The organism is Planktothricoides sp. SR001, from assembly GCF_001276715.1.
Classification (GTDB): Bacteria; Cyanobacteriota; Cyanobacteriia; order Cyanobacteriales; family Laspinemataceae; genus Planktothricoides; species Planktothricoides raciborskii.
On record NZ_LIUQ01000029.1, the window covers coordinates 52511 to 66775 of the forward strand.

The window sequence follows — 14265 nt, forward strand, 5'->3', positions numbered from 1 at the left end:
AGGCGAATGTAAATATAGTCAATTCTTTACATTTCATCTATCACCAATTCCCCTGGGGGAGTAATCATGTCATAATTGCAAAGCTTGTTGATTGATCCTACATAAACCTTTAAGCATTGAAAGTGAAGCATCATCGGTCAACAGGGAACAATCAACCATGAACAATGCAGTTGTTGGCAAATAAAGCAAGTATAGAAGTAGAGGTTTATATGCCGTTATCTGGAGGTCAACCCGCACTGTTGGTGCTTGCCGATGGCACCTTTTATCAGGGGTGGTCATTCGGCGCCCCTGGCACTGCCATAGGAGAAGTCGTCTTTAACACAGGCATGACAGGATATCAGGAAGTGTTAACAGATCCCAGCTATTGTGGACAAATAGTCACTTTCACTTATCCAGAGTTAGGAAATACCGGGGTGAACATGGAAGATGAAGAATCCCACCGCCCCCAAGTTAAAGCCGCGATCGCTCGCAATATCTGTTGGAAACCGAGTAACTGGCGATCGACAAAAAGTTTACCGGATTACTTAAAGCAACATAATATTCCGGGAATTTATGGCATTGATACCCGTGCCCTGACTAGAAAAATTCGTATATTTGGCGCCATGAATGGGGGGATTTCCACCGAAATTCTCGACGTTAATGAATTACTCCAAAAAGTAAAAGCGGCTCCCAATATGTTGGGGTTGAATTTAGCCAAAGAAGTCACCACCTCTGAGGTGTATGAATGGTCAGAAAGTACCTCGGCGGATTGGGAATTTAATGCTCAGATCGCCTCATCCACCACGGCGGAACCCGCGCAAAAAGAAATTTATACGGTGGTGGCTTTGGATTTTGGGATTAAACGCAATATCCTTCGCCGACTGAGCAGTTTTGGCTGTCGCGTGATCGTGGTGCCTGCGAATACCCCGGCGGAGGAAATTCTCAAATATAATCCCGATGGCATTTTTCTGTCTAACGGCCCTGGAGATCCCGCAGCGGTGACAGAAGCGATCGCCACAACCCAGGAATTACTGCAAAGCAATAAACCCTTATTTGGTATTTGTCTGGGACATCAAATTTTGGGGTTGTCTCTCGGAGCCAAAACCACTAAACTTAAATTTGGCCATCGGGGTTTAAACCAACCCGCAGGACTGCAAAGACAAGTGGAAATTACCAGTCAAAATCACAGTTTTGCGATCGAGGAAGATTCCTTATCCCCCGACGTGGAAGTTACTCACTTAAATCTGAATGACCGCACGGTGGCGGCTTTGCGTCACAAATCCTTGCCCGTCTTTTCAGTGCAGTATCACCCCGAAGCGTCTCCAGGCCCCCATGACTCGGACTATGTGTTTGAGGAATTTGTCAAAGCCATGCGCTCTCATCGCTCCTGTTAGGAGTCATAAGTCTATAGGTCATTTTATGCCATTCATGGTTGAGCCTTGACCGTTGACGGTGGACAGTCAACCATGAACAGATCGCCAAGGAATAAGGACAAATAACCAGTAACCAGTAGCCAGTAACCAGTAACGAGTAACCAGTAATCAATAACCAACAACATTCAACTATTAATCCTGAATCTTGTCTCTTTTTTCTCAGAGTGGTTTACAATCAGCGAGAAAGGATATATACTTAACCGTCGTTTTATAGAATCATAGACGTAGGAGGGCGTTATCGCTGATCAATTGAACCTGACCGTGAGCCTGCGAGGTGCTCGCGAGGTGAAAAACAACTACCAAATCATCCGTCTGACTGGCTTATTAGATGCTTTTTCAGAAGCAACCTTCAGCAAGGTTTTGGGTGACTTAATTAAGGAAGGGCCGAATCAGGTGATTTTAGATTTGTCTAAAATCGAATTTCTTGACAGTTCTGGATTGGGAGCATTGGTAAAAATAGCTAAGGAAGCTCAAAATGCCGGAGGAAGTTTCCAAATTGTTGCCAATCCGCGAGTTACACAAACGGTAAAACTGGTGCGTTTAGAGAAGTTTCTGTCTTTACAGAATTCTTTGGAAATAGCACTGGAAAATATTAATCAGGCTTGATCTATGAACCGATATAACCAGCTATCCAGTTTACTTACTGGATAGCTAGTTCTTCATATTTCATATTAGTGTATTGGCCCGTGTCAGGGTCATCCACCGCGAATCAAGAGCCAATTCTGAGTATTTTTGCTCTGGTAAATTGCTGGTAAATTGCTGGTAAATTGCTGGTAAATTTCTGATAAATTTCTGATAAATTTCTGTATTTGGACAATAAACCTTTGGGATGGTGTCACCCAGTCAAGAAGATTTTTCCATTATCGATCGCCCCATAGAACCTTGTGATCTATTTGATCTTTCGGTGCATATTCTGTCACCTAAGCAACTATCTAAGCAACAAGTGAATCAGTTGTCACCAACGGCTTTGGCTTACTTGGGAGATGCGGTATATGAGCTTTATATTCGAGGACTTTACTTACTGCCTCCTAAGCGGCAGCATAGTTATCATCAAGAAGTGGTGGCTCAAGTGCGAGCGGAGACCCAAGCGGAGCATTTGCGATCCCTCGAACCCTATTTAACTGATGTGGAGCAAGATATTATCAGACGAGGACGAAATGCCGCATCAGGAAAACCCAAGCGAGTTTCCGCTACGGTTTATCAACAGGCGACTAGCTTAGAAACCTTAATGGGATACCTATATCTCACCGATGGCGATCGGCTGCGCCAACTATTGCATCACTTATACCCCGATCGCTAATTCAACTGACGGATCAATAACGCATCAATGTTGTCTCGGCTTGAATTGGTGCGTCTTTGCTCACTTTCGTTGGGTCTCACGTTCGTCGATAAATTATCCAAAAATTATCTAATACGGATATCGCGGCTCAACCAAGTTGCAAAAATTTTGTAAAAATTTTGAACAAATTAGGACATCCTGACATGGCTGATAAAAAATATATCCCCAACCCCGAACGTAAACCTCGCTTCTCTGGGTCAAAGTCAAGCTCTAAACCAAAAATTCACCAGAAGTCCGAGCGACTCCATGCTCATAAATCTCAGCCCCCCCTGGATCGTACCCAGGCAGAACCCCAACCCAGCGAGGAGCAAGAAAGCGATCGCACCGATGACCTGATCTACGGTCGCCATCCCGTTCTCAGTGCCTTGGCCCAAGAACATAGTATTAACAAAATTTGGATTACCCCGCAATTACGCTACGATCCCCGGTTTCATACCTTACTGATCGAAGCCAAAGCCAATGGCACGGTGATTGATGAAGTGGACTACCGCCGGTTAGATCAGATGACCGGCAAATCCAATCATCAAGGGGTGGTGGCGCAGGTGGCGCCCTATAAGTATTGGGAGCTTGACGATTTAATCACCCAGGCTCGGTCGGCGGTGGAAAAACCTGTTTTGTTAGCATCTGATGGCATTATGGATCCCCATAACCTAGGGGCGATCGTCAGAACCGCCGAAGCGATCGGGGCGCAAGGGCTGGTGATCCCGCAGCGTCGGGCAGTGGGGATCACGTCCACAGTGATGAAAGTGGCAGCGGGCGCGTTAGCATCTTTTCCTGTAGCCCGGGTTGTCAATTTAAGTCGAGCTTTGGAACAATTAAAAGAGGCGGGCTTCTGGATTTATGGCGCGGCGGCAGAGGCGGGTGATTCCTTGTCTTCTGTGCAGTTCACCGAAGCCACCGTCCTGGTGGTCGGTTCCGAAGGAGAGGGTTTAAACTTGTTGACACAACGCTGTTGCGATCAATTAGTTTCGATTCCCCTGCAAGGAAAAACCCCTAGTTTGAATGTGTCTGTAGCTACGGGAATGATTCTGTACGAGATTTATCGTCAGCGATCGCAGCAACAGCTACATCTGAAAATTAAAACAGCCGATAACATTGAAAAAATAAAGACCAGGGAGTATAAAGAAATTTAAAGATTCAGGGCGCTGGAAAAGCCCACAGCAGCAAACAATCGATTGGTGACATGGCGAGGTATATGAAAACACTCAAAGAACTGATGATCAACTTACTGAATTATTTTGGATTAGCCTGGTGGGTAGAAATTGTTACAGAAACTCCCCGGTGTACCTACTATTTCGGGCCTTTTTTTACCAAAACCGAGGCAGAAATTGCCAAATCTGGATATATCGACGATCTTGAACAAGAAGGCGCTCAGGGGATTGCTTTTCTAGTTAAACGCTGTAAACCCAATCTGCTCACCATCTCTGATGACCTGGAAGAAATCCCCAGCCCCACTGGTAAACCTGCTTTCAACCTCTAAACTTGGAGGAGTCAATCTGTCCAGCAACCATAAAAAATCTAATTTGTTAAAAAGCTAACAATCTGGGGATTAAAAGCCAACCACTGGTCAATATCTGTGAGCATTTTCCCTGGGATCTCCCAAGGGAATAGGTGGGCGGTATTCGGATAGCACTGCCACTGGGAATTTTTCATCCGGTTGGCAGTTTCTTGACTGGATGCCGCCGTAATATGTCGGTCTTCTGATCCTGCTAATACTAAACAAGGACATTGGATCTCGGACATTTCCGAGATTCGGTTATAGCCCAATTTCAAGGCATGATTTAAGGCTTGGTTTGCCTGCCGACTGGTTTGAAGATAGGCCGCGATCGCTTCTTGAGCGAGATACTGATAAGCCAGTGGGGTATGTTGCTGAATCAAGTAACGAAACAGCGATCGCTTCCCCAATAGGTTGATGTTCCATTGCATCCCTGGCTTGATCCAGTTCAAAATGCCGCATAAGCCGGTATAAAACAAATCCTGCCAACTGACCGGGGGATGATTACTCCGAGGTCTGGCTGCCGTAGCCACCAAAATCAACCCCGTAAATTTTTCTGGATTTGTCAGGGCTAATTCTAAACTCAGAATCCCTCCCAAAGACCAGCCCAACAGCAAGCAACGCTCAATATTTAATCGTTCCAGCAGTGCTTCTAAGTCCAGCAAATGATCGTGCATCTGAAACTCTGTCTGAGTCCGACTTTGGCCATATCCCCGTAAATCTGGCGCGATTACTTGAAATCTTTGAGACAAATGATTGGTAAATACAGACATACAACCGCCGGAACCTGGATGTCCATGTAAGCAAAGAATCGGAAATCCTTGACCTTTTATGTTGAAATTCAGATCCACAATGTTTTGAGAATTGTTTTGAGAATTGTTTTGAGAATTGTATCGACTTTTTGGCATTTTATTAAGCATTTTATTAAGCATTTTCTGAAAATTAGTTATGGGTGATTTGTTCCGATCATAAATGTCCGTTGCGTAAAATATACTCCGCAATTTCAGAAACCACTTGGCGAATCGTCGGTTCACTGTAGTAACCATCATCAATTACCGTGATAATGTAAGTTTCACCGAAAAGATTCATGGCTAAAGTTGTGCCTAAAACTTCGGAAGTTTGACCCGTTTTTTCCCCAAGCCAATTACCAATAGCAGACTCAATTCCGGCAAATCCTAAAGCGCGATCGTACTGACTTTCTAAGGCTAAAATTAATCGTTCATCCCCTAGATGTTGGCGATTATAAATTTGCATCATCATCTCCGTCAGTTCATCACTGGTCAACAGGTTGCGACTATGACCAGGGTTGCTGGGCATGATGCGATCTCCCATCATTTTAAACCCAATGTGCATATCTTTAAATCCACGTTCTGCTAACACTTGATTGATATAATCCCATCCCAAATAATCAATCAGTTGATTCGTCGCAATATTACTACTTTTGGCAATCATCTCTTTTAACACCGTTTCAATGGGATATTTTTGACCCACCCCAATCTCTGAGGCATCCTCGGTAAAGTTACTCGGATCCACATAAATCGGAGTGTCAAAGCGAATATTTTCCGTGGTTAATTTATGCATAACGGCCACTGCCACCGGCAATTTCATTAAACTGGCGGCGGAGCGGGGATATTCGTTGCCCCGCAAACGACGACACCGATGACTTTGCAAATGGCAAATGGTAATTTTTGCTTGATTAGATAGTCCACTGCGTTGGGCAATTTCCGCTAAAAAATCTGATTGGGCGACTTCTAAGCGATAGGTGATGTCAGCTAAATTCTGTTGGTAGCTGGCAATTTTCTCACGAGCGCGGTTCGCGTAGCGATCCGCTGAAGCGGAATCGCCATACTCTGACCCTGGATCAATTTTGCTTAAAGTATCAATGGCTTCTTGCCAGAGAGATTTGGTTTTTTGAAGACTCTGGACATTAGCCCCAGCATTTTTCCCTAACTCAGTCGCTTGGGTGGCGAGTTTCATCCCTTGATCCCAAAACAATTTAAGCCCAACTTGTTGCAACTTTTGATTTTCTACCACTTGTAAATGTTGTGACAGGGCATCATATTGCTGTAACAGTCTTTGACTATCGGGAAAAGTCAAAGCTACCGACTCCTGTGGCGTAGCAGAACACAGAGCTTCTGTCGATTTTGCCTCGACCGAATCAACTGACTGCACCGCCATATTTGCCTGAATGCGGGGCTGATTTTTTGGCGGTAAACAAGCCCGATCGCTAGATGGGGGTGATTTAGCTTCAGGGGAAGGCACCCAAATTCCCAAGATTAGACCCAATGAACTGGTTAGCGCGATCGCTAAATATTTACGCCGATCCACACTTCTTCTGCGTTGATACACCAAACTACCTCACACCATCCAAAAGACATCTAGGATCCTATATTGTACAAAGCTTAATCGGCAACAGGTAATATTTTATACCTATTCGTTATTTATTATTCGTTATTAGTTATTGGACTCAGCGGCAGTGGAGAGGAAAGAGGATGCTGATGAAAGAGTGGAGAGGAAGCATATGAAAGAAAAATATTCACTTTTCCCTTTGGAAAAATAACAAATAACAAATAACAAATAACAAATAACAAATAACAAATAACAAATAACAAATAACAAATAACAAATAACAAATAAAGCCCGGCTTTTTTGACAAAAAGCCGGGCGATGGAGGTAGTCATATAAAATTTGATTTTTCTTGGGATATTTATGATTGTTTGACCCTAAAAGTCTTGTCTATACTACATTCATCAAAGTATGAGAATGATGGGTCATAGTATCTTTTTTATTAACCACTGATTTGTTAAGCACCGATACGGAGGAAATACTGACCAAACGCTCTAATCTTTGGACTCGTTGATGACGATCTTGAACGATAGAGTCGAGGTCAGGCATTTCTTGCCAGCAATGAGTGCAGAATAAATAAACACCATTATGGCGAGCGTGCCGGAGCAGTGGGGTAGAGCAACAAGGACAAGTGTTCATAATGGATCTTCACATTTTTGAGAGGTTTTTATCAATGATTAAAAAAAGAAGCAGGTTAATTGGCGGAAAAGATTACGGTATTATCTGGTAGCGCGGATATCTGCAAAGTAGAACCGCTCAACGCCAAACAGAAGACCCATAATTAACAATTGCACGCCCCAAGGTGCCACGGCAAACCCCCACACAAAGCACACAAAACCACTCAAAGCAGCAACTACTGAGGGGACATCATGCCCACTACGCAGATACACGAAGATCGATATCAGCGCAATGGTTAATAGTGTGAAGTAGGTGGAGAGCATACCGAGAACCTCTTTGGTTGATTTTTTATCGGCGGAATTTGAATGAATGCGTTTTTAATTTGATTCTAACCATGAGGTTATCCGCTAAATGTGAAGATGCTGTGAAGAAATCATCGGGGAGCAAAAAAAATTATATTTTCCCTTAAGACCTTGGCTGAAAGGATCCGAGATATTGCCGGATCGCCGGTTCTGGCTCAAAGTATAAATCTTGTAAAAGGAGATCCCGAATCAAAATTATTAGTTATTAGTTATTGATTAATAGTTATTACTTATTACGTATTAAATATTAATTATTTGTTATTGATTATTGGTTATTGGTTTGCCGGGAAAGAACGTTAGATTTTTTGAGGCAACCGAAAATGGATTAAGGGGGTTTTAGACGCGGATTGCGAAATAAAAATTTTCCCCCTGTAACCAGCACCAAGTCCTGGTCAAGCTTACCTTTAAAAGGGCGATCGCTCTCTAATCGGTTTTTAATCGCTCTTTAATCCTTAATAAAGATCAGCAATCAGTAAATTCTGAGTGCTATCCCTACCGGAACGGTGGCGATATTTTTCCAACTATGATTCGTCAAAAATGGTTAATTCTACGGGGTGACAGCGCTGAATGTTCACTTCAATGCCTTGGGCGCCTTCTGCTTCTAAATCTTCTATATAACCTAAGTGAGCAATTTCGGCTTCTTGCTTGGTGACAAATGGCCCGAAATAGTAAATGCACTTGGGTTCAGCGGTAATAATTTCTATCCACCAGGCTAATCCTGCTTTGTCCATATAAGAGCTAAAAGTATCTTCAAGGATTTCAGATAACTTCATAATAAGGTGTCCAAATAATTTTCCCAGATCACTATGATTTTAAAAAATACACGATAAATCTGGGTGTTCAACGACACCACATAACTAGAAACTATAGATCCCCTGTTTTCGTTAAAAAATTTTGTTTTAAGAACAAGCGGGGATGTGTTGCTCCGTGTTGATCCGTCTTGGGGAGCTAGGGTGATGGGATCGCCTGCGGGATGAACAATTCCCTTGGGAAACCGAAGATCCAGATAGTAATGGCGGGGCTGGGTTGGCGGTGACTGAATTTTGCCATCAATGCCATAAATATTTAGCAATTTAGCAATTTATCATGGCCAGCCCATGATAAATTTTCAGATATTCTGACATGAAGGTGGGACTTGGCGATCGCCAAGTCCCGTCATGGTATCATGTTAAGAATGGCCAACCCAAGGTCTTCGCGACTTGATTCGCTAAACTCATCGGATCGAACGGCTTGGCGATAATTCCTGTCACCCCTAAATCGGAGAATCGATTTTGATCCGCTGATAAAACTTTAGCGGTTAGCAAAATTACGGGTATTTTTCGCGTTTTAGGATTGGCTTTTAGCTGATTAAACGTTGCTGGGCCATCCATTTCTGGCATCATTACATCCAGTAAAATTGCATCTGGCTGTTCGGTTAATGCTAAGGCCAAACCATCTTCTCCAGAACAAGCTGCCACGACTTCCCAGCCGCCAATCATTTCTAAACTGAGTTGAGCTACCTCGCGAATATCATCTTCATCATCAATCACTAGGATTCTTTTTGTGGTCACAGGTTTCCTCCTAGTCTTTTGGAGTGGTTGTACATAATTTTATGGCAATTATCAGCCAATTATTTTATCAATAAGTCAGGGATTTACCTCAATTGATATCTAATAATATCTAAAAAAATTAGATGGCTTGACAATCTATTAATATATTTTTCTTTGCTGCCGGTTGTTGTCAAATAAAATTTAGTTGACTTTGATTTTGTCGTTTGGCCAAACCTTTTGTTTGTTAAGGATTTAGGTAGTGTATTGCGATCGGGTTGCTGCTCAATTTCGCATTTAATCGGCAGGCGGTTTTCCAGGATCCAATTTAACGCTCAAAATTCATTGTCTAGCACTAGGTCTAGCACCAGGTCTAGCACTAGAAAATTGAAATCATAATTTTGACGGGTGTAACAAAAACCTTGATTGGTTTGGGGATGCCCAGCCTAAGCTAGGTTTATGCTTATCATCATAATTAATTGTATTCTATTTGACAAAATTTGCTGTAACTTTTTACAAAAATTTAACAAATCCATTGTTTTTTTGACTTTTTTGACAAAAAATTTTCGTAATTTTGGGTGAAACCTAATAGATTTAGGCGAAGCTGATGCTATGAAAGCCAGTATTTAGGAAAAAAACCCCCGCCCCCCGCTTTCCCCCGCTTTCGCGGGGGAAAGCGGGGGCAGGCTTAAATTGTTTCAGCCAAAATTGCCCCTGATTACATCTTCACAAATTCTCAGAGATTATCTCTGAGAATTTGTGGCAGATGGGGGATTTGATTCAGTCAGATTTTCCCGTGGAGAATTGCCAGGGGAATTACCAGTGGTATTTTCCGGTCATATTTCCGAGGGCAAGGGTAAACTGACATAGAAACAAGAACCTTGACCGGGCTGACTTTCTGCCCAAATTTGACCTCTATGATAGTCAATAATACTCCGGCAAATCGCTAAACCTAGGCCGGTGCCTCCTTTTTTGCGGGAGTCAGAAGAGTCTACTTGTTGAAAGCGACCAAAAATCGTTTCTAGCTTGTCAGGAGGAATGCCGCGTCCTTGATCTTGGACCCTAATTAGTAAGGTTCTGCGAGTTGTCCCAGGGCTGAAAGATTTTTCTTGGATTTCGGCATTAAACCAGACCGAGGTGGAACGTTCAGAGAACTTGATGGCATTACTGAGTAAGTTGGTTAAAACTTGAAAGATGCGATCGCTATCTCCCCAGACTGGGGTGGACAAAGGCTCGACGATGAGAGTGATTCCCTCCTTTTCTGCGAGCGATCGCATGGTATCACTGGCTTGTACCATTAGGTCAGCCAAATCAAACATTTGCTGCCGCATTGTCACCTGACCCGATTGAATGCGCTCTAAATCCAGAATGTCATTAATTAAGCGAACTAATCGATCGGTATTCGCTACGGCAATGTCGAGCATTCGTTGGGCTTTTTCCGGGTTACTTTTGAGGACGCCAGAGGCTAAAAGTCCCATAGCGCCACGAATTGAGGTCAGGGGGGTACGCAGTTCATGGCTGACGACGGAGATAAATTCGTTTTTCATTCGTTCGATCACCAGGCGATCGCTAATATCATTAAAGGTGACAACCGCCCCGACAATTTTTCCTTGTTCTTTAATCGGTACACAAATGTAGTCTACGGGGAATGTCGTACAGTTTTTGCGCCAAAATACGGCATCTGTCGCATGGTGAACCGATCCATCCTTGAGGGCTGCATAGATCGGGGCAGAATTTGAGTTGAGAATGATGCTAAAAGGCTTACCATGTAGTTCGGTGATGGAATAGCCCAACATTTGCGCGGCAGATCGATTAATAAAGGTGGTGTTTCCTTGTTCGTCCAGACCGCAGATGCCTTCTCCCGCAGAGTTTAAAATTAACTCGTTGTGATGCCGAATTCTTTCTAAAGCTTCTTCGACGCGCTTTAAATCGGTGATATCTCTGGCAATGGTTGAGACGCCGATAATTTCACCTTTGCGGTCTTTGATCGGAGATAGGGTGAGAGAAACATGAATTTGTTGGCCGTCTTTGCGTCGATGTACGGTTTCATAGTGGTCAATACTGGTTCCTTTTCCAATTCCGGCGAGGAGTTGCGGCACTTCCGAGGCGCGATCGGGCAAACTCAGGAACAAAATTGAACGTCCCAGCACTTCAGCAGCAGTGTAGCCATAAATCCGTTCTGCCCCAGCATTCCAAGATTTAACGATGCCATCCAGGGTTTTGCCAATAATCGCATCATCGCTGGATTCGACAATGGAGGCTAAACGGATTAAAGCAGCTTCGGCGACACGGCGATCGGTCACATCCCGACCAATCACTACAATCGCGTTGCGAGAACCATCTGAGTGGAATAAGGGGACTTTAGTCATTTCAAAGTTTCTGGGACGTCCATCCCGACCCGGAATGATTTCTTCAGAGTGAGAAATGGTGCTTTGATTCCAGGCGATTTCATCAGTTTCCCTACAGAGGGTTAGGGCTTCTCGATAGTTAGAAATGCCATAGTTAGCCTCAATTTCTGCTGCCAGTTGGATGTCAGTTTTTCCTTGATAATTAATATCTTGCAAGTTTAATAGTTCGATCATGGCTTGGTTGGCGATTTTCCAATGCCCTTGACTGTCTTTAAAGCAGACAATATCTGGCATGGCATTAATTAAGCTACGAAGTTGTTCGGAGGTTTCCCTAGCAATAGCTTCAGCTTGTTTAATTTGAGTGATATCCGTATTAACCGCGATCGCCCCAATAATTTGATTATTTTCATCTTTGACCGCATCCGCTCGCAGAAAACTCTCTAATAACTGACCGTTCCGAGTCCGCAGTTGGACTTCTCCGCTCCAGCTTTCACCCTGAATAATTTTATTGAAAATTTCTTCGCCTAGGGTTCGATTAGCAAAAATTTCCCACAGTCCACCGGCGGAATTAATTGCTTCTTTGGTATAGCCAAAGATGTTAAAAAAGGCTGGGTTATGGTAAGTGGCTAACCCTTTGAGATCGGTCATGGCCACCGCATCACTGGTACTTTCTACGGCTTGGGTAACTCGCAGTAATTCGGACTCTGCCCGACGGCGATCGCTGACTTCTTTTTGCAGTTTTTCATTGGTTTCTTGCAAAGAAATAATTAAGCGAGTTTTTTCTCTGGTGCGAAGTTGGACTAACTCTTCGAGATGATCGCGATATTGTCGTAACTCTTGTTCTGCTCGTTTGCGCTCGGTAATATCTTCGACCATCGCAATAATAAATTGAGGAATATTCTCCCGGTCTCTAATGATAGAAACACTGAGATTCCCCCAAACCACTTGACTTCTTGAATTGATATAGCGCTGCTCGATTTGATAGTTTTCCCATTTTTTTTGCAACATCTGCTGGAATAGATGAATCCCCACTGCCAAATCATCGGGATGAGTGACTTGAATTAAAGTCATCGATCGCAGTTGGCTTTCGGTGTATCCCAGCATAGCTTGTAATACGGAATTGACTTCTAAAAATTCTCCATTTAATCCCACAATTGCCATACCAATGGCCGCACCTGTAAAGGTAATTCTAAATCTTTGTTCGCTCTCTTGTAAAGCTTCTAGGGTTTTTTTCCGTTGGCTAATATTCCGCAACACCGTTAATACGGATGAAACTTCTCGATACTGATAGGTAATTGATGCAGCATGAACGGGTATGACTTGGCCGTCAAGTCGCTGAATTGTGGTTTCTCGAAATGGAATCGCTTCAGGTGAGTCGGAAACTGGGGAAATAGGGTCTTCAAAAATATTGGAGATTTCTTGGATAAAGTTTTTTAGTTTACGCCCAACTAAATTTGCCCCGAAAGAGCGAAAATCTCCCTTATCTTCTGGCCAATTTTCATAATTATCGCTATGGGAATACCCCGGATAATTCCGCAAGACATCTCCGGTGAGTAACTTAATTCCGGCAGCGTTAATTAACTCAATGGTGCCTTGATTGTGAATAATAATCGCATCCGGTAAAAGTTGCACAAGCTGTCGGTAACGTTGTTCACTTTCCCGGAGGGCAGCTTCTGCTTGAATCAATTCTTTGCGATCGCGCAGGGCCATAATCCCATAAGCTAAATCATTGGCCAGTTCTTGCAGCAGTTTCACTTCCTGATGATCGAAAGCATTGGCTTCGGTGGCGTAAATCGTTAAGACACCAAAACACTGTACGGGCGAACTGCCGTTCCCCCCTACGATATTTTGCGGTGATTGCTGCATCAGTTTCTTGTCTTTGGTTTTTCGCATTTCCCCGTCCAGGGGACGGCTAATTAATGGCAAGTAAATACAGGCGGCATAGCCATGCCGGATCGCCCAATCTCGCCACGGGGTAAGATCGGCAGTAGTGAGACTATCCGGGCAAATATCCTGACAAATATCCTGACAAATATAAGGTTGACCTGTGCTAATCACTTTGCCAATGGAATCGAATTCGGTCGAAGGGTCATCCCAGTTTAAATTCAGAGATTCGATATATTTGAGGGGAATACCCTTACAGGCAACAGGTTTGACGATATGGGATGCTTCTGTCAGTCCCACCCAAGCTAGGGGATATTTGCCAATTTCCACAATGATGCGACAAATTTCATTCAGGAGTTCTGACTCCGCAGAAGCGCGAACCATTGCTTGGCTACATTCCCAAATAGTTCTCAGGGAACGGTTCAACAAACAGAGTTCTTCTTCGATTTGTTTGCGATCGCTCAAATCATGGGTAATCACAGAAAAGCCAACCACCCTGGCGGTTTCAACCTGTGTCCAGTCCCCATTCAATCTGAGAGATTCGCTACCAGAATCATCATATAAAGCATAAATCGTATTCTGTGCCCAAAACTTTAAGCCCGAAGCCCTTTGTCGCCAGCCTTCATCCTCACATTGACCCGCCGTCATTACCAGTTGTAATTCTTGTTCGGGTTTACCGGCTAGGCGATCGGCTTCTGGGTAAAATTTAGAAAAATGTTGTCCAATAATTTCTGCCGCTGTATATCCCATGATTCTTTGGGCTCCAGCATTCCAGCTTGTCACCCTGCCTTCGGCATCCAGCATAAAAATGGCATAATCTTGAATCTCTGCCACGAAATCATGGAATAAATCTCGCACATTTGGCTCAACGGCAGACCCTTGATGTGTGATATTTGCCTGGGTATTTGCCTGAGTATTTGCCTGGGTATTTGCCT

General features: G+C 43.6%; 12 protein-coding genes. 5 read left to right on the forward strand and 7 right to left on the reverse strand.

Annotation, left to right across the window (positions count from 1 at the left end):
• Positions 1-209 precede the first annotated feature (209 nt).
• The 5 genes from carA to AM228_RS17235 all read left to right on the forward strand — a co-directional run bounded on the left by carA (position 210) and on the right by AM228_RS17235 (position 4231).
• Positions 210-1373, forward strand: coding sequence for a glutamine-hydrolyzing carbamoyl-phosphate synthase small subunit (gene carA / locus AM228_RS17215; protein ID WP_054467516.1), 1164 nt, complete (start codon positions 210-212; stop codon positions 1371-1373).
• Between the two features lie 288 nt (positions 1374-1661).
• Positions 1662-2018: an STAS domain-containing protein gene (locus AM228_RS17220; protein WP_197285334.1), complete on the forward strand. Its 357-nt coding sequence runs from the start codon at positions 1662-1664 to the stop codon at positions 2016-2018.
• Between the two features lie 223 nt (positions 2019-2241).
• Positions 2242-2712, forward strand: coding sequence for a Mini-ribonuclease 3 (locus AM228_RS17225; RefSeq protein ID WP_054467468.1), 471 nt, complete (start codon positions 2242-2244; stop codon positions 2710-2712).
• Between the two features lie 182 nt (positions 2713-2894).
• Positions 2895-3884 carry a 23S rRNA (guanosine(2251)-2'-O)-methyltransferase RlmB gene (gene rlmB, locus AM228_RS17230; RefSeq protein ID WP_082348926.1) on the forward strand — a complete coding sequence of 330 codons (990 nt, stop codon included), beginning with the start codon at positions 2895-2897 and terminating at the stop codon, positions 3882-3884.
• 62 nt (positions 3885-3946) lie between these two features.
• Positions 3947-4231 carry a DUF1816 domain-containing protein gene (locus AM228_RS17235; RefSeq protein WP_156331856.1) on the forward strand — a complete coding sequence of 95 codons (285 nt, stop codon included), beginning with the start codon at positions 3947-3949 and terminating at the stop codon, positions 4229-4231.
• A gap of 38 nt (positions 4232-4269) precedes the next feature.
• Here the strand turns inward: AM228_RS17235 and AM228_RS17240 are convergent, their stop codons facing one another.
• The 7 genes from AM228_RS17240 to AM228_RS31055 form a co-directional block, all read right to left on the reverse strand.
• Complete coding sequence (locus AM228_RS17240) at positions 4270-5154, reverse strand: alpha/beta fold hydrolase (protein WP_054467518.1); 885 nt, start codon at positions 5152-5154, stop codon at positions 4270-4272.
• A gap of 58 nt (positions 5155-5212) precedes the next feature.
• Complete coding sequence (locus tag AM228_RS17245; RefSeq protein ID WP_156331857.1) at positions 5213-6595, reverse strand: serine hydrolase; 1383 nt, start codon at positions 6593-6595, stop codon at positions 5213-5215.
• A gap of 387 nt (positions 6596-6982) precedes the next feature.
• Positions 6983-7231: a hypothetical protein gene (locus AM228_RS29820; protein WP_072160813.1), complete on the reverse strand. Its 249-nt coding sequence runs from the start codon at positions 7229-7231 to the stop codon at positions 6983-6985.
• Between the two features lie 80 nt (positions 7232-7311).
• The gene (locus AM228_RS29825) at positions 7312-7533 is read right to left on the reverse strand and encodes a hypothetical protein (protein ID WP_072160814.1); all 222 of its coding nucleotides are present in this window, start codon (positions 7531-7533) and stop codon (positions 7312-7314) included.
• 560 nt (positions 7534-8093) lie between these two features.
• A complete protein-coding gene (locus AM228_RS17250) occupies positions 8094-8345 on the reverse strand; it encodes a DUF1816 domain-containing protein (RefSeq protein WP_054467477.1) in 252 nt (83 codons plus the stop codon).
• A gap of 390 nt (positions 8346-8735) precedes the next feature.
• On the reverse strand, positions 8736-9122 hold the full coding sequence (locus AM228_RS17260) for a response regulator (RefSeq protein ID WP_054467483.1): 387 nt from the start codon (positions 9120-9122) through the stop codon (positions 8736-8738).
• An 812-nt stretch (positions 9123-9934) separates the two neighbouring features.
• A partial coding sequence (locus AM228_RS31055) for a PAS domain S-box protein (RefSeq protein WP_082348927.1) occupies positions 9935-14265 on the reverse strand: 4331 nt, incomplete at its 5' end.